At 73.8% G+C, this 18,957-nt stretch carries 16 protein-coding genes; 13 read left to right on the top strand and 3 right to left on the bottom strand.

The window, feature by feature from the left end:
• Window positions 1–34 precede the first annotated feature (34 nt).
• The 3 genes from HF526_RS23310 (at window position 35) to HF526_RS23300 (ending at window position 3,083) form a co-directional block, all read left to right on the top strand.
• Window positions 35–1,513 (top strand): potassium/proton antiporter, encoded by a 1,479-nt coding sequence (locus HF526_RS23310; protein WP_169383691.1) that lies wholly within the window; start codon window positions 35–37, stop codon window positions 1,511–1,513.
• A gap of 114 nt (window positions 1,514–1,627) precedes the next feature.
• A complete protein-coding gene (gene lspA / locus HF526_RS23305; protein ID WP_239029058.1) occupies window positions 1,628–2,161 on the top strand; it encodes a signal peptidase II in 534 nt (177 codons plus the stop codon).
• Complete coding sequence (locus HF526_RS23300; RefSeq protein ID WP_169383689.1) at window positions 2,154–3,083, top strand: RluA family pseudouridine synthase; 930 nt, start codon at window positions 2,154–2,156, stop codon at window positions 3,081–3,083. Before lspA ends, HF526_RS23300 begins: the two co-directional genes overlap by 8 nt.
• A 10-nt stretch (window positions 3,084–3,093) precedes the next feature.
• Here HF526_RS23300 and HF526_RS23295 read toward each other — a convergent pair whose 3' ends face one another.
• The gene (locus tag HF526_RS23295) at window positions 3,094–4,179 is read right to left on the bottom strand and encodes an alpha/beta hydrolase (RefSeq protein ID WP_211177679.1); all 1,086 of its coding nucleotides are present in this window, start codon (window positions 4,177–4,179) and stop codon (window positions 3,094–3,096) included.
• 250 nt (window positions 4,180–4,429) lie between these two features.
• On the opposite strand from HF526_RS23295, the gene HF526_RS23290 reads away from it, so the two are divergent.
• The 5 genes from HF526_RS23290 (at window position 4,430) to dnaE (ending at window position 10,703) form a co-directional block, all read left to right on the top strand.
• Complete coding sequence (locus tag HF526_RS23290) at window positions 4,430–5,101, top strand: hypothetical protein (RefSeq protein ID WP_169383688.1); 672 nt, start codon at window positions 4,430–4,432, stop codon at window positions 5,099–5,101.
• Window positions 5,102–5,388: 287 nt separating this feature from the next.
• Window positions 5,389–5,523, top strand: coding sequence for a hypothetical protein (locus HF526_RS36525; RefSeq protein ID WP_275404160.1), 135 nt, complete (start codon window positions 5,389–5,391; stop codon window positions 5,521–5,523).
• Entirely contained in the window at window positions 5,520–6,455 is a 936-nt protein-coding gene (locus HF526_RS23285) for a hypothetical protein (RefSeq protein ID WP_211177678.1), read from the top strand. The genes HF526_RS36525 and HF526_RS23285 overlap by 4 nt, the downstream gene beginning before the upstream one ends.
• A gap of 124 nt (window positions 6,456–6,579) precedes the next feature.
• Window positions 6,580–6,858 carry a glycosyltransferase gene (locus tag HF526_RS34720; RefSeq protein ID WP_211177677.1) on the top strand — a complete coding sequence of 93 codons (279 nt, stop codon included), beginning with the start codon at window positions 6,580–6,582 and terminating at the stop codon, window positions 6,856–6,858.
• Window positions 6,859–7,136: 278 nt separating this feature from the next.
• Window positions 7,137–10,703: a DNA polymerase III subunit alpha gene (dnaE, locus tag HF526_RS23280; RefSeq protein WP_169383687.1), complete on the top strand. Its 3,567-nt coding sequence runs from the start codon at window positions 7,137–7,139 to the stop codon at window positions 10,701–10,703.
• Between the two features lie 27 nt (window positions 10,704–10,730).
• Here dnaE and HF526_RS23275 read toward each other — a convergent pair whose 3' ends face one another.
• Together HF526_RS23275 and HF526_RS23270 are read right to left on the bottom strand one after the other, a co-directional pair.
• On the bottom strand, window positions 10,731–11,063 hold the full coding sequence (locus HF526_RS23275; RefSeq protein ID WP_169383686.1) for a GYD domain-containing protein: 333 nt from the start codon (window positions 11,061–11,063) through the stop codon (window positions 10,731–10,733).
• A gap of 288 nt (window positions 11,064–11,351) precedes the next feature.
• Entirely contained in the window at window positions 11,352–12,248 is an 897-nt protein-coding gene (locus tag HF526_RS23270) for a PaaX family transcriptional regulator (RefSeq protein ID WP_169383685.1), read from the bottom strand.
• Between the two features lie 91 nt (window positions 12,249–12,339).
• Here HF526_RS23270 and HF526_RS23265 point away from each other — a divergent pair, with 91 nt between their 5' ends.
• From HF526_RS23265 to bioB, 5 genes are all read left to right on the top strand, one after another.
• A complete protein-coding gene (locus HF526_RS23265; RefSeq protein ID WP_169383684.1) occupies window positions 12,340–13,632 on the top strand; it encodes an adenosylmethionine--8-amino-7-oxononanoate transaminase in 1,293 nt (430 codons plus the stop codon).
• Window positions 13,633–13,988: 356 nt separating this feature from the next.
• Window positions 13,989–16,172, top strand: coding sequence for a SulP family inorganic anion transporter (locus tag HF526_RS23260; RefSeq protein ID WP_169383683.1), 2,184 nt, complete (start codon window positions 13,989–13,991; stop codon window positions 16,170–16,172).
• Window positions 16,173–16,231: 59 nt separating this feature from the next.
• The gene (locus HF526_RS23255) at window positions 16,232–17,389 is read left to right on the top strand and encodes an 8-amino-7-oxononanoate synthase (RefSeq protein ID WP_338051686.1); all 1,158 of its coding nucleotides are present in this window, start codon (window positions 16,232–16,234) and stop codon (window positions 17,387–17,389) included.
• The gene (bioD, locus tag HF526_RS23250) at window positions 17,386–18,093 is read left to right on the top strand and encodes a dethiobiotin synthase (protein ID WP_169383682.1); all 708 of its coding nucleotides are present in this window, start codon (window positions 17,386–17,388) and stop codon (window positions 18,091–18,093) included. Before HF526_RS23255 ends, bioD begins: the two co-directional genes overlap by 4 nt.
• On the top strand, window positions 18,090–18,957 hold an 868-nt coding region (bioB, locus tag HF526_RS23245), incomplete at its 3' end, for a biotin synthase BioB (RefSeq protein WP_169383681.1). The genes bioD and bioB, both read left to right, overlap by 4 nt.

The raw sequence follows: 18,957 nt of genomic DNA, 5'->3' as shown, positions 1-18,957 counted from the left end.
TGCGCCGATAAGGTGATCCGCGGCGGAGGTGGGCATGGCGAGCCTGGAGGTCCTTCTCGGCGTCGTTGCCGCTGTGGTGCTGCTCGGCGTGCTCGCCGTGCGGGTCTCGGTCCGCCTCGGGCTGCCTTCGCTGCTGCTGTATCTGGGCATCGGCATCCTGCTCGGCGAATCCGTGCTCGGGGTGCAGTTCGACAACGCTCGGCTCACCGAGAACCTCGGCATCGCCGCGCTGGTGTTCATCCTCATCGAAGGTGGGCTCACCACCCGCTGGGACGCGGTGCGCCCGTCGCTCGGGGTGGGCGTCGCGCTGTCCACCGTCGCGGTCGCGGTGAGCATCGCGGTGGCCGGGACCGGCTTGCACTACCTGCTCGGGCTGGACTGGCGGCAGGCGTTCCTGTGGGGCGCCGTGCTGTCCTCGACCGACGCCGCCGCGGTGTTCAGCGTGTTGCGCGGGGTCGGGGTGTCCCCGCGGCTGGCCGGCGCGCTGGAGCTCGAGTCGGGCATGAACGACGCGCCGGTCGTCCTCGCCGTCATCCTGCTCGCCTCCACCGACCCGATCACGTGGACGACCCCGCTGCTGGTCGTCTACGAGCTGGCCACGGGCGCGGTCGTCGGGGCGCTGCTCGGGTTCGCCGGCGGGTGGGCGCTGCGCCGGGCCGCGCTGCCGGCGACGGGCCTGTACCCGCTGGCCGCCATGGCGGCCTGTGTGCTCGCCTACACGGCCGGGCAGCTCGCGCACGCATCCGGTCTGCTGGCCACCTACGTCGCGGCGCTGGTCCTGGGCAACGCGAAGCTGCCGCACCGCGCCGGCGTGCTGTCCTTCGCCGAAGGCATGGGCTGGCTGGCCCAGATCGGGCTGTTCGTGCTGCTCGGGCTGTACGTGTCGCCGGCACGGCTGCTGGACGCGGTGATCCCGGCACTGATCGCCGGCGCGGTGCTGCTGCTGGCCGCGCGGCCGCTGTCGGTGATCGCCGCGGCCACCCCGTTCCGGGTGCCGTGGCGCGAGCAGGCGTTCCTGTCCTGGTCCGGGCTGCGCGGCGCGGTGCCGATCGTGCTCGCGCTGATCGCGCTGACCGAGGGCGCACCCAACGGGAACCGGCTGGTCGACGTCGTGTTCGTGCTGGTCGTGGTGCTGACCCTGCTGCAGGGCAGCACGCTGCCCTGGGTGGCCCGCAGGCTCCGGGTGGCGACGCCGGCCGAGCCGATGGAGATCGAGGTGGACGCCGCGCCGCTGGACGAACTGGGCGCGGACCTGCTGACGGTCCGGGTGCCGGTCGGGTCCCGGTTGCGCGGGGTGTACCTGCGCGAGCTGCGGCTGCCCGCCGGCGCCACGGTGAGCCTCGTGGTGCGCGACGCCGCCGCGTTCACCCCCGACGGCGACACCCGGCTCCGCGAGCGCGACCAGCTGCTGGTGGTCACCACGGCCGAGGCGCGCGGACCGGCCGAGGAACGGATCCGCGCCGTCGACCGGCGTGGCCGGCTGGCCCGCTGGTACGGCCAGTCCGGCCGCTGATCCACCCCCTGTGCGGTGGCGCGACTCCGGCACACCGCCCGGTGAGGAAGAATGTGCAGCGTGACCCGACCATCCCGTGACGTCTCGGTCGTCGCCGCTCCCCGTCGGGTCCGGTTGCTCGGCCTCATCGCGGCCTGCGTGCTCGCCGCGGACATCATCACCAAAGTCATCGGCGTCGCACTGCTGGAGGGCCGCCCGCCGCTCGAGCTGCTCGGCGGCGCGGTGTACCTCGTCCTGGTGCGCAACCCCGGCGCGGCGTTCTCGCTGGCCACCGGTTACACCTGGGTCCTCACGCTGGTGGCCATCGCGGTCGTCGTCGTGATCATCCGGATCTCCCGCCGGCTGCGCTCGGTCGGCTGGGCGGTGGCCCTCGGCCTCGTCCTCGGCGGTGCGCTGGGCAACCTGACCGACCGGATCTTCCGCTCACCGGGGCCGCTGCGCGGCCACGTCGTCGACACCGTGTCCCTGTTCGCGCCGGACGGCAGCGTGTGGCCGGTGTTCAACCTGGCCGACTCCGCGATCGTCAGCGGCGGCGTGCTGCTGGTGCTGCTCGCGTTGCTCGGCCGCGAGCTCGACGGCACCCGCGCGCCGGGCAAGAAGGACGACACACAGGAGGCCGGCGGCGATGGTGGTGCCGTTCATGAGTGACGTGCGCCAACTCCCGGTGCCCGACGGACTCGACGGGATGCGCGTCGACGCCGGGCTCTCCCGGCTGCTCGGGCTGTCCCGCACCGTGGCGGCCACGCTGGCCGAGGACGGCCGGGTCGCGGTCGACGGCCGCACCGCGGGCAAGTCCGATCGCCTGGTCGCGGGCAGCTGGCTGGAGGTCGAGCTGCCGGCCCCGGACGCGCCGGTCGAGATCGCCGGCCCGGTGGAGGTCGTCGCCGGGCTCACGGTCCTGCACGAGGACGACGACATCGTCGTCGTGGACAAGCCGGTCGGGGTGGCCGCGCACCCGAGCCCGGGCTGGACCGGGCCGACGGTCATCGGCGGGCTGACTGCGCTCGGCGTCCGCGTCTCGACGTCCGGTGCAGCCGAGCGGCAGGGCATCGTGCACCGCCTCGACGTCGGCACCACCGGCGCGATGGTCGTCGCGAAGTCCGAGCACGCGTACACCGCGCTGAAGCGGGCGTTCAAGCAACGTTCGGTCTCCAAGCGCTACCACGCGATCGTGCAGGGCCACCCGGACCCGAGCCGCGGCACCATCGACGCGCCCATCGACCGGCACCCGCGCCACGACTACCGGTTCGCCGTGGTCGAAGGCGGCCGGCCCAGCGTCACGCACTACGACACCATCGAGGCGTTCCGCTCGGCGTCGCTGCTGGACATCACCCTGGAGACCGGCCGCACCCACCAGATCCGGGTGCACTTCTCCGCGCTGCGGCACCCGTGCGTCGGGGACCTCACCTACGGCGCCGATCCGACACTGGCCAAGCGGCTGCGGCTGACCCGGCAGTGGCTGCACGCGCACGCGCTGGGTTTCGAGCACCCCGCCGACGGCCGGTGGGTGGAGTTCGTCAGCCCGTACCCCGCCGACCTGGCCCGCGCGCTGGAACTGCTCCAGGACTGACCTGGTGTGGTCAGGGTGATCGGGGCGGCCCGGCCGGGGCCGCGGCGGCCAGCACGTGCGTGGCGGTCGCCGACGTGGGCGGCGACGGCGACCGGCCCAGCACCACGCCGGCCAGCCCGGCCAGCGCGGCGGAGCCGGGGACGAAATACCCGTCGTGCCCGGAGGTCCCGCCGATCGGCAGCAGCCGGGCCCCGAACGCCGGTGACACCGGATCGGTGCCGTGGCCGAGATCGCCGATCTCCAGGTGCGGGACATGGGCGATCCAGTCGCCCGCGGTGCGCGCGGCCCACACCCGCGCCGACGTGTGCAGGGCGGCCACCGAGTGGGCGCGGGCGCCGGGGCTGCCGAGCAGCACGATGTCGTCGGCGGCGAGACCGTGCGCGGCGATCGCCGTGACCACCGAGCCGTAGCTGTGCCCGATCACCGTGAGGTCGTCCAGCGGCCCGTGGTGCGCCGCCCGCAACCCGGCGACGAAGCGTTGCAGTGCCGGGGCGCCGGCCCGGGCCAGCGAACCGGTCGCCGCGTCGACGCCGACGCCCTGGGGCGTGGTGTAGCCGACCCACAGCACGACGGCGGTGTCGTCTGCGCGGCTCGCCGCGGTGGTGTCTCCGCGGCTCGCCGCGGTGTCGCTTGCGCGGCTCGCCGCGGTGGTGTCTGCGCGGCTCGCCGCGGTGGTGTCTGCGCGGCTCGCCGCGGTGTCGTCTGCGCGGCTCGCCGCGGTGCCGTTCGCGGCGCCCGGCGCGATGGCCTCTGCGCGCTCCGCCGCGGCCTCCAGCGCCCGCGCCCAGCCCAGCGGGCGTAGCCGGGGCTCCGTGGGGTCGTCGAGATGGCCCAGGTCGATATCGGTCCCCGGCACCAGGACGGCGATGTGCCGCGCGGTCGTCGGATCACCCAGCGCGACCACCGCCAGCCCGCGGCCGCGCGGGTCGCAGCCGAGCACCCGGACCGGGCCTTCCGCCCTGACCCGCGCGGACAGCGCGGCGGCGCACCCCGCATCCCGCTCCACGGGCCCGGGTACGGCAGGATTCGCCGGCCGGACTGCGAGCGCGAACAGCGCGCAGAGCATCGCGAACGGGTACAGCCAGCGGAATGTCACGGCGGTCGACGCTAATCACAGCCGGCCAACGGATCGTCACACCCCGGAGCCGTTGCGGAACCCACGCTCAGGTACCCTGCGCACCCGCAACGGCCGGGCCGCACCCACCATGATCAGCAGGTTCGGGGCATCCACCGCGAACCCGCGACCGCCTCCGTCCACGTCGGGGCCGAGACTGGGGCCGGTCCGGCGTCACCCGGCGTCATCACCGTGGCGGCTGCCGGACAGCGGCTCGTGGAGGGAGGACCACATGCGGCGGACCGCGGTGTGGGCGGGCTGTCTCGTGGTCGCCCTGCTCGTCGCCTGGTACGCGGGCGCCCAGATGGCGCCGTCGGCGCCGCAGGTGTCGCCGGGCTCGGTCCGCCTGGGCCCCGATCCCGGCGAACCGGTGGCGGCCTACCTGGCCCGTTTGCCCGCCGACCTGCCCCCGCCGGGGGTCACGGTGCCTGCGCTCGTACAGCTCGGGGCCGAGCGGACGACGGCCGACACGGTCGCGCTGGTCGGCTCCGACCGGGTCACGGTGAGTTCGGTCGTGATCCGGGTGCCGATCCCGCGGGTGCAGACAGCGCTGCGGTTCGAGGCGCTCGACCCCGGGGTGCCGCTGGGCGCCGCGCTGGACACGGCCCGGCAACGGGCCGGGCTCGCCGCCGCCGCGGACGCCGGGCGGCTCACCGGACGTCCTGCCGCGGTCGCCGCCACCGAGCAGGCCGCGCTGGCGGGGCCGTGCGCATGCGTGGTGGCGCTGGTGGTGCTGGGGGACCGGGCGGCGCTGGACGCGCTGGCCGCCCGGCCCGGCGTCCGGGCGGTACACGCCGCACCGCCGGGCACTCAACCGGTCGAGCTCGCGCTGTCCCCGCTGCTGCCCGAGCAGACCGACCGCGCCGACCCGCTGCCCGACGACGGAGTGGTGCCACCCGCCTGAGACCTCACCGCCCCCTGCGCGTCGCGGTGAGCTGCGGATTCACGGGAAACCCGGAGTGAACCGGAGGACTTCCTGATGTCGCGCGCGGTAGCGTGCCGCGCCGGTGAGGAGACCATGACGCCGCGGGGGAGCGCGGGCGCCGGCGCGGAGGCTACCGGCTGCGGGCCCGGCGTGACTCGGCCGTCCCCCGCTGTGGGATCACGGCCGCGCCGGTGGCACCGGCGTCCCCGCTCAGTCCTGTTCCGATCGTCGTCGCCGGTTCACCTGGATTTCCCCCGCTCGGGTCGGTGGAACGTGTTCGGTACGGCCTGGTGATCGTGCTGCTGCTGGCGACTGCCCGGGCCCTCCGGTACGGGGCCGACACCGCCGTCCTCCCGGCTCCGGCCGCACCGGCGGTCCCGGCCCCGGACGGCCCGGCATGAACCCCCACCCGACCTCGGTGATCGCGATCGGGCTGGCCCTGATCGGCGCGGGCTGCTTCGCCGTCGCCGCGGTGCTGCAGCACCGGGCCGTCACCGTGGCCGCCGGTCCGCAGACCGGGCTGAACCTGCGCGCACCGGGGGCGCTGCTGCGCCGGCCGGGCCGGCTCGCCGGGCTCGCGCTGGCCGGCGGCGGTGCCGGGCTGCACGTCGCCGCCCTGGTCCTCGCGCCGGTGACGGTGGTGCAGCCGGTGGGCGTGCTCGCGGTGCCGTTCGCGGTGCTGCTGGCCGCCCGGCGCTCCCGGACCCGGCCCGCCGCCGCAGCGCTCGGCGGAGTGGCCGGCAGCGTCGCCGGTGTCGTCACGTTCGTCTGGCTCGCCGCCGGCAGCACGGTGAGTGCCCCGGTGTCCCGGTCCGCGCTGCTGCTGGCCGGCGCGGTGATCGCGGCCGCCGTGCTCGGCCTCGCCGGGCTCGGCGCGCAGCGCTCGGGCCGGGTGCGCTGCGTGGCGTGCGCGGTGGCGGGCGCGCTGGCACTCGGGTTGGTCTCCGCGCTGCTCCGCGCGCTGTCGGAGGTGATCGGCAGCGGCGCCGCCGGGGTGGGAGACGAGGACGTGATCGGCGCCGTCGCCGGGGTGGTCGTCGCCCTGCTGGTGGGTGGCTGGCTGGTGCAGCAGGGGTTCGCGTCCGGCCCGCCGGAGGTCGTGATCGCGTGCCTGACCGTGCTCGACCCGATGGTGGCCGTCGGGCTCGGCGTGCTGCTGCTCGGCGAGGGTGCCGCCACCGGGGTCGCGGCGGCGCTGGCCATGGCCGGGTGCGCGGTGATCGCGGCCGCCGGTGTCGTCGTGCTGTCCCGGTACCACCCCGACCCGGCCGGCCGGGCCCCGGCGCCGGCGGTCCCGTCCGCGCCGCCGTCCGTGCCGGCCCGGTTGCGGTGACCCGGCCCTTTCCACCCGACTGAGAGCAACCCCGTGCCGCCGCTGCGGATCATGCTCGGCGCCGAGGCGTACCCACCCGACGTCAACGGGCCGCCCGGTCCGCCGAACGGCTCGCGACGGGGCGATGGCGGCGGGCAAGCCGGTGGTCGCCACCGACGCGATGGCGCTGCCGCACCTCGTCCGCCCCGGCCGCAACGGCCGGCTGTACCCGCCCGGTGACGTGGCGGCGCTCGCCGTGCGGCCGGCCGGGCTGCTGTCCGACGCCGCGCTGCGCCGGCGGATGGGTGCGGCCAGCCGGGAGATCGTCGCCCGGCACGCCCTCGGGGCGACACCGGACAGCTTCGAAGCGGTCTATCGCCGGGTGCTCGGTCACGAGTGGGTGCCGGCGGCGCGGGCGGCCTGACAGGGCCCGGGGGGCCGGCACCTCCCCGTGATGATCGGGTGACCCTGCGTCGTGAGCCCGCCGGAGGCCTCCGCCACCTGCCCGGCACGGGTGCGGCCCCGCCGACACGCCGCTCGGCTCGGCAGAGCTGCGGGTTCGTCGGATGCCCCGCCCGGGTGTCCGAGACTGTCGGGAGGCGGGGTTAATCTGGCTCATCCCTGCGGACGCGCGGTGCCCGGCTCTTCCGGACGCCGCGAGCCCGCGTCGTCCGCTCGAGGAGAGGGAGTGCGCGAGCCTCTATGACCAGATCGGCAGCGTCGTCCTCGGGTAGCACCGACAGCTTCGTGCACCTGCACACGCACACCGAGTTCTCCATGCTCGACGGTGCGGCGCGCCTGGACGACCTGTTCAAGGAGGCGTCCCGGATGGGGATGCCGGCCCTGGCGATGACCGACCACGGCAACGTGTACGGGGCCTACGAGTTCTGGCGGAAGGCCAACGCGGCCGGGGTCAAGCCGATCATCGGCATGGAGGGCTACCTCTCGCCCGGCTCGCGGCACGAGCGCAAGCGCGCCACCCTCGGCGGGCAGACGATCAGCGACGACAACCCGGGTGAGATGTACACCCACATGACGCTGCTCGCGGAGAACACCGAGGGCATGCACAACCTGTTCCGGCTGTCGTCGCTGGCCAGCCTCGAGGGGTACTACTACAAGCCCCGCATGGACCGGGAGCTGCTGGAGACCTACGGCAAGGGGATCATCGCCACCACCGGCTGCCCGTCCGGCGAGGTGGCCCGGCTGCTGCAGCAGGACAAGTTCGACGCCGCCTGCCAGGCCGCGAGCGACTACCGGGACATCTTCGGCAGGGACAACTTCTTCTGCGAGCTGATGGACCATGGCATCGAGATCGAGAAGCGGGTCCAGGAGGACCTGTTCGCGCTGAAGAAGAAGCTCGACCTGCCCGGCCTGGCCACCAACGACCTGCACTACACCTACGCCGAGGACGCCAAGCCGCACGAGGTGCTGCTGTGCGTGCAGACCGGCAAGACCCTGGCCGACCCGAACCGGTTCAAGTTCGACGCCCAGGACTTCTACCTCAAGTCCGCGGCCGAGATGCGCGCCCAGTGGGACCCGCTGTTCCCCGAGGCGTGCGACAACACGTTGTGGATCGCCGAGCGGGTGCACGTCACGTTCACCGAGGGACAGGACCTGCAGCCCAAGGCACCGGTCCCCGAGGGCGAGACCGAAGAGTCCTGGCTGATCAAGGAGGTCGAGCGGGGGCTGCACAACCGGTTCCCGAACGGCGTCACCGAGCAGTACCGCAAGCAGGCCGAGTACGAGGTCGGCGTCATCTGCCAGATGGGCTACCCGGGGTACTTCCTGGTCACCGCCGACCTCATCCAGTACGCGAAGTCGGTCGGCATCCGGGTCGGCCCGGGGCGTGGCTCGGCGGCGGGATCGCTCGTCGCGTACGTCCTCGGCATCACCGACCTCGACCCGATCCAGCACAAGCTGATCTTCGAGCGGTTCCTCAACCCCGAGCGCGTCTCGATGCCCGACATCGACATGGACTTCGACGAACGCCGGCGCGGCGAGATGATCCGCTACGTCACCCAGAAGTACGGCGAGGACCGGATCGCGCAGATCATCACCTACTCCACGATCAAGGCGAAGGCCGCGATCAAGGACTCGGCGCGGGTGCTGTTCGGGCAGCCCGGCTACTCGGTGGCCGACCGCATCTCCAAGGCCATGCCGCCCGCGGTGATGGGCAAGGACATCCCGCTGTCCGGCGTGTTCGACCCGAGCCACAAGCGCTACTCCGAGGCCACCGAGGTGCGCGCGCTCTACGAGAGCGACCAGCAGGTCAAGGAGATCATCGACACCGCGCGGGGGCTCGAGGGCCTCAAGCGGCAGTGGGGCGTGCACGCCGCGGGCGTGATCATGTCGAGCACGCCGCTGATCGACGTCATCCCGATCCAGCGCCGTGAGGCCGACGGCGCGATCATCACGCAGTTCGACATGGGCGCCTGCGAGACGCTCGGGCTGCTCAAGATGGACTTCCTGGGCCTGCGCAACCTCACGATCATCGACGACGCTCTGGAGAACATCCAGCTCAACGGCAAGCCGCCGCTCGACCTGGAGAACCTGGGCCTCGACGACCCGAAGACCTACGAGCTGCTCGCCCGCGGCGACACCCTCGGCGTGTTCCAGCTCGACGGTGGGCCGATGCGCGACCTGCTGCGCCGGATGGCCCCGACGGAGTTCGACGACATCTCCGCGGTCGGCGCGCTGTACCGGCCGGGCCCGATGGGCGCGAACGCGCACAACGACTACGCCGACCGCAAGAACGGCCGCCAAGAGGTCACGCCCATCCACCCGGAGCTGGCCGAGCCGCTCAAGGACATCCTCGGCGAGACCTACGGCCTGATCGTCTACCAGGAACAGGTCATGGCGATCGCGCAGAAGCTGGCCGGGTACTCGCTCGGCAAAGCGGACCTGCTGCGCCGTGCCATGGGCAAGAAGAAGAAGGAGATCCTGGACAAGGAGTACGCCGGCTTCGCCCAGGGCATGAAGGACAACGGCTACTCCGAGAACGCCGTCAAGACGCTCTGGGACATCCTGCTGCCGTTCTCCGACTACGCGTTCAACCGTGCGCACTCCGCGGCGTACGGCGTGGTCTCGTACTGGACCGCCTACCTCAAGGCGAACTACCCCGCGGAGTACATGGCCGCGGTGCTCACCTCGGTCCGGGACGACAAGGACAAGGCCGCGATCTACCTCGCCGAGTGCCGCCGGATGGGCATCACGGTGCTCCCGCCCGACGTCAACGACTCGGTGCGCAACTTCGCCCCGGTCGGCGAGGACATCCGGTTCGGCCTGGGTGCGATCCGCAACGTCGGGTTCAACGTGGTCGACGCGATCGTGGCCGCGCGCAAGGAGAAGGGGAACTTCACCGACTTCTCCGACTTCCTGCGCAAGGTCGACGCGGTGGTCTGCAACAAGAAGGTCATCGAATCGCTGATCAAGGCCGGGGCGTTCGACTCGCTCGGCCACCCGCGCAAGGGCCTGCTGCTCGTGCACGCCGACGCGATCGACGCGGTGATGAGCACCAAGAAGGCCGCGTCGATGGGGCAGTTCGACCTGTTCGGCTCGATGGACGGCGGCGACGGCGAGGACGACGCGCTCGGCGGGATCTTCGACGTCAAGGTGCCGGATGAGGAGTGGGACTCCAAGCACCGGCTCGCCGTCGAGCGCGAGATGCTCGGGCTCTACGTCTCCGGGCACCCGTTGCACGGTGTCGAGAGCGTGCTCGCGGCGAAGGCCGACACCCCGATCTCCGCGATCCTGGAGGGCACGGTCACCGACGGCGCGCAGGTCACCGTGGGCGGCATCCTCGCGAACGTCAACCGGCGGGTGAACAAGAACGGCGAGCCGTGGGCGTCGGCGCAGATCGAGGACCTCGCCGGCGGTATCGAGGTGCTGTTCTTCCCGCGGGCCTACCAGGTGGTCGGGGTGGACGTCGCCGAGGACGCGATCGTGCTGGTCAAGGCTCGGGTCAACAAGCGCGACGACCGCGTGTCGCTGATCGCCAACGACCTCGCGGTGCCTGACCTGATGGTGGCCGGTGAGGAGAACGGCACGCCGGTGGCGGTGAGCCTGGCCGCGGCCCGGTGCACCCCACCGGTGGTGGCCAAGCTCAAGGACGTGCTGACCAGCCACCCGGGCCCGCGCCCGGTACACCTGAGCCTGGTCAACGGCACCCGGACCACGGTGCTACGGCTCGACGACGCGCTGCGGGTGACGGCGAGCTCGGCGCTGATGGGTGACCTGAAGGCGCTGCTCGGCCCGGGCTGCCTGGGCTGACCGCCGGGCCGGGCAGCACCGATCGGATCAGCTGCCCGGTGGCCGGTAGGCCTCTCGAGCCGCAGCGGCCTTCTCCAGTACCCCGGCCAGGTCGCCGGGCGCGATCAGCTGCCGGGTCTCCATGTGGGAGAACGCCCCGGTACTGCTCACCGCGACCGAGACCGCCGCAGCCTCCTGTGGACCCGGCGCGTCGAACAGGACCAGCCCGTCGCGCTCGCCGAACATGAAATACAACGACTCGAGCCGCCCACCGACGGCCTCGGCCAGGGCGCGGACCGCCGCCGTCCGGTCTTCGGGCTTCGTGATCATCCGATCCCAGGTCTGTGGCGTGTAGCTGAAGAACAGCACGTGCGTGGCCATGCCGAGCTCCTCCCGAGCGGTGGGCGGGCCAGTGCACCAGCGTCGCCGCACGCTGTCATGGGCCGGACAGCCGCAATCGGCCGGCAGCCCCCCGACCCCGGCCGTGCCGGCCAGGCGGAGCGCGTCAGGCGAAGCGGGCCCTGAGCGGCGAGCCCGCCGCCGACGATCTCGCTGTCGGTGACGGCATCGACGAAGCCGGGGACACCATTGACGTCGCGGACGTGGCCCCGGACGGTGTCCGGGCCGGCGGCGACGACCCTGGGCTCCGGATCGCGGCCGGCGCCAGGGTCAGCTGGCGCTGCTGACCAGACGGCGCCAGTGCTGCTGGGCCTGCTCGTCCCAGCGGGCGTGCACGGTGTCGAACAGCTCGGCCGCCCGGGCTCCCGCCCACTCCCGGGGCAGCAGTTCGGCGGGCAGCTTCGGGTCGAGGAAGGGGAACCGGCGCCAGGCGTGCACGAGGTGGATCTGGTGGGCGAGGACCTCGGCGGGTGTGGCCGGGGCGGCGTCGGTGAACGCGGCGATGAACTCCTCGTAGGCGGCCTCGACCTCGGCCAGGTCCCAGGCCTGGGACACCACCTCGGCCTGCTCGCCGATGGCCCCGAAGGGACCGACGAACGAGCTGGTCACTCCCTCGAGGCCGAGGTCGGCGATGACGTCGGAGACCTCGGCCTGCTTGGCCGGTTCGGGGGAGAGCCACACTCCCGGCGACGGCGAGCCGAGACCGGCCCAGGCCAGGCGGGTGCGCAGCCGGTGGCGCAGCTGGCGGCGCGACTCCGGCACGCTGACCAGCAGCACCAGCCACCGGCCGTCCCACGGCGGGGCGGCCGCGCCGAACCCGTAGATGCGGGCCGCGCCGTCGGAGAGCAGCCTGCGGCCGGACTCGGTCAGCGACCAGCGCACCCGCCGGCCGGCCCGGTCGGAGACGAGCAGGCCCTCGGCGGCCGTGCGCGCCAGGGCCTGGCGCGCGGACTTGTGCTCGACGCCGAGCCCGCCCAGGACGTCGATGAGCACCTGGGTCCAGACCGGCTCGGAACGGGGGAGCACGAACTCACCGAGCACTGTGAGCAGCAGTGACCGCGCACTGGTCTGGCCGAGTTCGCGACGGCGGGAGAGTGCCGGGTGCGCCGGCGCCGAATCGGACGCGGCGTCAGGTGCCGGGGCGGTCGCGCGGATGCCGGTGGACATAGGATCCACCAGCCTAGTGGGCGCCGTCCGCGTGCCACCGCCGGTGGCGTGCTGACATAGGCTCGCGGGCCGTGACAACCGGAGAGCGGCCGTGACCCCCGACGACGTGCAGAACACCGACCGGGAGCACGTCTGGCACCCGTACGCACCGATGCCGGCGGCCGTGGCGCCGCTCGTGGTCGAGTCCGCAGCCGGAGTGCGGCTGCGGCTGGCCGAGCCGGTGGCGGGTCCCGGCGGGCCCGTCAGCGAGCTCGTCGACGGGATGTCCTCGTGGTGGGCGGCGATCCACGGCTACCGCCACCCCGTGCTGGACGCCGCGGTCCGCGACCAGCTCGGCGCGATGAGCCACGTCATGTTCGGCGGGCTGACCCACGGCCCCGCGGTCGAGCTGGCCAGGCTGCTGGTGGACGTCACCCCGGAGCCGCTGCAGCACGTGTTCCTGGCCGACTCGGGCTCGGTGTCGGTCGAGGTCGCGATCAAGATGTGCCTGCAGTACTGGCGGTCCCGGGGTAGGCCGGGCAAGCACCGGTTGCTGACCTGGCGCGGCGGCTACCACGGCGACACCTTCGGCGCGATGAGCGTGTGCGACCCCGAGGGCGGGATGCACTCGCTGTGGTCCGACGTGCTGCCGAAGCAGATCTTCGCGAGCAGCCCGCCGCGCGAGTTCGAGACCGGCTACGTCGCCGAGCTCGCCGAGCTGATCGAGACCCACGCCGACGAGCTGGCCGCGGTGATCGTCGAGCCGGTGGTGCAGGGCGCGGGCGGGATGCGCTTCCACGATCCGCGCTACCTGCACGTGCTGCGTGAGCTGTGCCTGACCCACGGCGTGCTGCTGGTCTTCGACGAGATCGCCACCGGGTTCGGCCGCACCGGGGAGCTGTTCGCCGCCGACCACGCGCGCGTCAGTCCCGACGTGATGTGCGTCGGCAAGGCGCTGACCGGCGGATATCTCACGATGGCGGCGGCTCTGTGCACGACCGAGGTGGCCCGCGGCATCTCGGACGGCGAGGCGGGTGTGCTCATGCACGGCCCGACGTTCATGGGCAACCCGCTGGCCGCGGCGGTCGCGCGCGCGTCGGTCGGGTTGCTGCTGGAACGGGACTGGCGGTCCGAGGTCGCGGGCATCGAGACGGCGCTGCGCCGTGGGCTCGCGCCGGCCCGCGAGCTGCCGGGCGTCACGGACGTGCGGGTGCAGGGCGCGATCGGCGTGGTGCAGCTCGACCACGAGATCGACATGGCCGCGGCGACGGCGGCGGCGGTGCGCGCGGGGGTGTGGCTGCGGCCCTTTCGCGATCTCGTCTACACGATGCCGCCCTACGTGTGCACGGCCGGGGACCTGGCGGCGATCACGGCGGGGGTGTGCGCGGCCGCGGCCGCGGGCTGAGGACCGGCGCCGGCGCCGCGTCATGTGTCGTTCACCCGGCGTCAACCGGGCGGGTACGACGTGACCCCGCGCACCAAGATCCACTCGTTTGATTCCCACGGCGGCGAATCGGGTGGTGCCGGTGCCCCGGTGTGATCGCCCGGCTCACCTGTTCGGACCGTTCGCGCGGCGACCGGGCCGGGTTGGGACGGGATGATCAACTACCGAAGGTCACGAGCGTCCCGGAACGGATGATTCCGGCGAACCGGACGGGAACCGTGTTCGCCCGATTTCGGTTGGCTGGGGGTACCGGCCGGTGCATCGACGCACCCGTGCTCGTGCTCGCTCCCCCCGACGGAACCCGCCTGGAGGCCCGCATGGCCACGTCCTCGACCGACCCCTCGACCGATCCCCCGCAGCACGCCCCACCGGGCGGACGACGCCGCATCGACATCCTGCGCGCCGACCTCGGCGCCTCGCTGGTGGTCTTCCTCGTCGCCGTCCCGCTCTCGCTCGGGATCGCGCTCGCCTCCGGCGCGCCGATCATGGCCGGGCTGATCGCCGCGGTCGTGGGCGGCGTCGTCGCCGGGCTGCTCGGCGGCTCGGTGCTGCAGGTCAGCGGGCCCGCGGCCGGACTGACCGTCGTCGTCGCCGAACTGGTCGACCGGTTCGGCTGGCAGGTCACCTGCCTGATCACCGTGGGCGCCGGGCTGCTGCAGATCCTGTTCGGGCTCAGCAAGCTGGCCCGATTCGCCCAGGCCATCCCGCCGGCCGTGGTGCACGGCATGCTGGCCGGTATCGGCATCACCATCGCGCTCGCCCAGCTGCACGTCGTGCTCGGCGGCGGCCCGCAGACCAGCGCGGTGGACAACCTGCTCGAGCTGCCCGGGCAACTGCTCGGCCTGCACGGGCACGCCGTGATCGTCGGCCTGTGCACGATCGGGCTGGTGCTGCTGTGGCCGCGGCTGCCCGGGCGGATGCGCGTCGTCCCCGGCCCGCTGGTCGCGGTGGCCGCGGCGACCGCGCTCGCCACCCTGTGGCCGGACGTCCCGCGGGTCGAGCTGCCCGGCGGCCTGCTCGACGCCGTCGCGCTGCCGGTGCTGCCCGAGAGCCAGTGGGCCGGGGTGATCGGCGGCATGCTGACCGTCGCGCTGATCGCCAGCGTGGAGAGCCTGCTGTCGGCCGTCGCCGTCGACCGGATGCACAACGGGCCGCGGACCAACGCCGACCGCGAGCTGCTCGGCCAGGGCGCGGCGAACACGATCTCCGGCCTGGCCGGCGGGCTGCCGGTCACCGGCGTGATCGTCCGCAGCTCGGCCAACGTCAACGCCGGGGCCCGGACGCGTGCCTCGGCGGTGCTGCACGGCGTGTGGATCGCGGTGTTCGCCATCGCGCTGGCCGGCGTGGTCGAGATGATCCCGCTCGCCGCGCTGGCCGGGCTGCTCGTCGTCGTCGGTACGCAGCTGGTCAAGCTGGCCGACATCCGCACCGCCCGCCACCACGGTGAGCTGGCGATCTACCTCGTCACGGTGGCCGGGGTGCTCGCGCTGAACCTGCTGGAGGGCGTGGCGATCGGTCTCGCGCTGGCCGGGTTGATGGTGCTGCGCCGTGCGGTCAAGGCCGACGTCCGGCTGGAGGAGCCCGGGAACGGCACTGCCGGCCCGCTGCGCGTGGTCGTCGAGGGCTCGCTGAGCTTCCTGTCGGTGCCGGCGCTGTCCCGGGTGCTCTCCCAGGTCCCGGCCGGCGCGGACGTGCGGGTCGACCTGGTCGTCGACTACCTCGACCACGCCGCCTACGACCACCTCGAGAGCTGGACCAAGCGGCAGCGGTCCACCGGTGCGCAGGTGCAGGTCTCCGAGCCCGGTGCCGTCGAGGCCGTCGAGCACCCGCGGCCGCGCTTCGCGACGTGGTCGCAGTGGTGCGGTGAGGGGACGGCGCCGACCGCGCCCATGCTCGCCGGGGTCGCCACCTACCACGAGCAGACCGCCGGGCTGATCCGGCCGACGCTGCAGGAGCTGGCCGGCGGGCAGACGCCGTCCGGGCTGCTGCTGTCCTGCGCCGACTCCCGGGTGATGCCGAACGTGATCACCCACAGCGGCCCGGGCGACCTGTTCACCGTGCAGAACGTGGGCAACCTGGTGGCCGGGACGTCGGTCCGGGCGGCCGTGCAGTACGCGACGTCGGTGCTGCGGGTGCCGCTGATCGCGGTGTGCGGGCACTCCGGCTGCGGGGCGATGCGCGGGCTGCTCGACGGGGTGCCCACCGACATGCCCGACGGCGCGCTCGGCGACTGGCTCAAGGCGGGCGCCCCGAGCCTGCAGGCCTACCGTGACGGGCACCCGGTGGCGCAGGCGGCGCTGCGGGCCGGTTACGGCGACACCGAGGCGCTGGCCATGGTGAACGTCGCGCTGCAGCTCGACAGGCTGCGTGAGCAGGGAGTGGAGGCCGAGCTCATGGGCCTGTACTTCGACATCCCGACCGCGCAGGTGCTGGTGTTCGACGCCGACGCGCAGGAGTTCCGGCCCGCGGACCGGCCCGCGGAGGCGCTGCCGCGGCCGTAGCGGCCGCCGGTGCGACGTCACGTACCCCGGCGGCGGCGCAGCGCCTAGGGTCGCAGGTCGTGGACCTACCTGTACCGGTTGCGCCGCCGCACCCGCTGGCCTGGCTGGACCGCAACGCCGAGCGCCGCCGCGAGGCCGGGCTGCGCCGGGAGTTGCGGCCCCGGGCGCCCCACGAGCCGCTGCTCGACCTCGCCGGCAACGACTACCTCGGGCTGTCCGGTGACAAGCGCGTCGTCGACGGGGCGGTCGCGGCACTGCGCACCTGGGGCGCGGGGTCGACGGGATCGCGGCTGGTCACCGGCACGACCGAGGTGCACGCGACGCTCGAGCGGGAGCTGGCCGCCTTCACCGGCGCCGAGGCCGGGCTGGTGTTCTCCTCCGGCTACGCGGCCAACCTCGGCGTGGTCACGGCGCTGTCCGGGGCGGGCGCGCTGATCGTCTCCGACGGCGCCAACCACGCGTCGCTGGTCGACGCGTGCCGGCTGTCCCGGGCCCGGGTGGCGGTGGCCGGGCACAACGACGTCGCCTCCGTCGACGCGGCGCTGGCCGGGCGCACCGAGGAGCGCGCGCTCGTCGTCACCGAGAGCGTCTACAGCGCCGACGGTGACCTCGCCCCGCTGCGCGAGCTGCACGCGGTCTGCCGGGCCCGCGGGGCCGTGCTGGTGGTCGACGAGGCGCACGGGCTCGGGGTGTGCGGGCCGGGCGGGCGTGGACTGCTCGCCGGGGCCGGCCTCGCCGGGGCCGACGACGTGGTGTCCACCGTGACGCTGTCGAAGGCGCTGGGCAGCCAGGGCGGGGCGGTGCTCGGCCCGCAACGGGTGATCGCGCACCTGGTCGACAGCGCCCGCACGATGATCTTCGACACCGGGCTCGCGCCGTCCTGCGCCGGGGCCGCGCTGGCCGCCCTGCACGTGCTGCGCGACGAGCCCGGGCGGCCCGGTGCCGTGCTCGCCGCCGCCGCCGCCATCGCCGACGCGGCGGGGGTGGCCGCGCCGCCGTCGGCCGTCGTCTCGGTCGTGCTGGGCTCGCCGGTCGTCGCGGTCGCCGCCGCCCGCCGGTGTGCCGAGCTCGGGTTGCGGGTGGGCTGTTTCCGGCCGCCGTCGGTCCCGGAGGGGACGAGCCGGTTGCGGCTGACCGCCCGGGCCGACCTCTGCGCGGCGGACCTGGACCGGGTGCGCGCGGTGCTCACCACGGTGCTGGCGGAGGTGGGCGCGTGAGCCGGACGGTGGTGGTCACCGGGACCGGGACCGACGTCGGCAAGACGGTCGTCACCGCGGCACTGGCCGCCCTCGCGGTGGCCCGGGGCGACCGCGTCGCGGTCCTCAAGCCCGCGCAGACCGGCGTTGCGCCGGACGAGCCCGGCGACCTCGCCGAGGTGCTGCGGCTCACCGGTGGGGCGGTCAGCACATGTGAGCTCGGCCGGTATCCCGATCCGCTCGCGCCCGTGACCGCGGCGCGGCGGGCCGGTGCCGACCCGGTCACCCCGGCCGACGCGGCCGACGCTGCGCAGAAGCTGGCCGTCGACCACGACCTGGTGATCGTCGAGGGCGCGGGCGGACTGCTGGTCCGGTTCACCGACGATCCGCCCGGCACCCTCGCCGACGTCGCCGCGGCGCTGGCCGCCCCGGTACTCGTCGTCGCGGCGGCCGGGCTGGGCACCCTCAACCACACCGCGCTGACCGTCGAGGCGCTGCACGCCCGGGGCCTGCGCTGTGCCGGTGTCGTCGTCGGGGCCTGGCCCGCCGAACCCGACCTCGCGGCCCGCTGCAACCTCGCCGACCTGCCCGCCGTCACCGGCGTCCCGCTGCTCGGCGCGCTGCCCGACGGGGCCGGTGCCCTGGCCCCACAGGATTTCGCCGAGGTCGCGCGTCACACCCTGGCTCCCGCACTGGGCGGGGAGTGGCACACTGCCCGATCGTGACAACAACGCAGTCGGACATCCTCGGCACCGCCCGCACCCAGGTTCTCGAGAACGGGGTGGGCCTGTCCGAGGAGCAGGTGCTCGAGGTGCTGCGGCTGCCCGACGAGGCGCTGGACGAGTTGCTGGAGCTGGCCCACGAGGTGCGGATGCGCTGGTGCGGGCCGGAGGTGGAGGTCGAGGGCATCGTCAGCCTGAAGACCGGCGGCTGTCCGGAGGACTGCCACTTCTGCTCCCAGTCGGGGTTGTTCGACTCGCCGGTGCGTTCGGCGTGGCTGGATGTGCCGATGCTGGTGGAGGCGGCGAAGCAGACCGCGAAGACCGGGGCGACGGAGTTCTGCATCGTCGCGGCGGTGCGGGGCCCGGACGCCCGGTTGATGGCGCAGGTCGCGGCGGGGATCGCGGCGATCAAGGATGCGGTGGACATCAACATCGCGTGTTCGCTGGGGATGCTGACCCCCGAGCAGGTCTCGGAGCTGGCGGCGATGGGAGTGCACCGCTACAACCACAACCTGGAGACCGCGCGCTCGCATTTCCCGAACGTGGTCACCACGCACACCTGGGAGGAGCGGTGGGAGACGCTGCGCCTGGTCCGGGAGGCCGGGATGGAGGTGTGCTGCGGCGGGATCGTCGGGATGGGCGAGTCGCCGGAGCAGCGCGCGGAGTTCGCCGGGCAGCTGGCGGCGTTGACCCCGGATGAGGTGCCGCTGAACTTCCTGAATCCGCGGCCGGGGACCCCGTTCGGGGAGTTGGAGCCGATGTCGGGGCCGGATGCGTTGCGCACGGTGGCGGCGTTCCGGTTGGCGTTGCCGCGCACGGTGCTGCGGTTCGCCGGGGGCCGGGAGATCACGCTGGGGGATCTGGGGG

Origin of the sequence: Pseudonocardia acidicola (genome assembly GCF_012911935.1) — a bacterium.
GTDB lineage: Bacteria > Actinomycetota > Actinomycetes > Mycobacteriales > Pseudonocardiaceae > Pseudonocardia > Pseudonocardia acidicola.
This window is presented reverse-complemented; position numbering and strand designations above follow the sequence as displayed.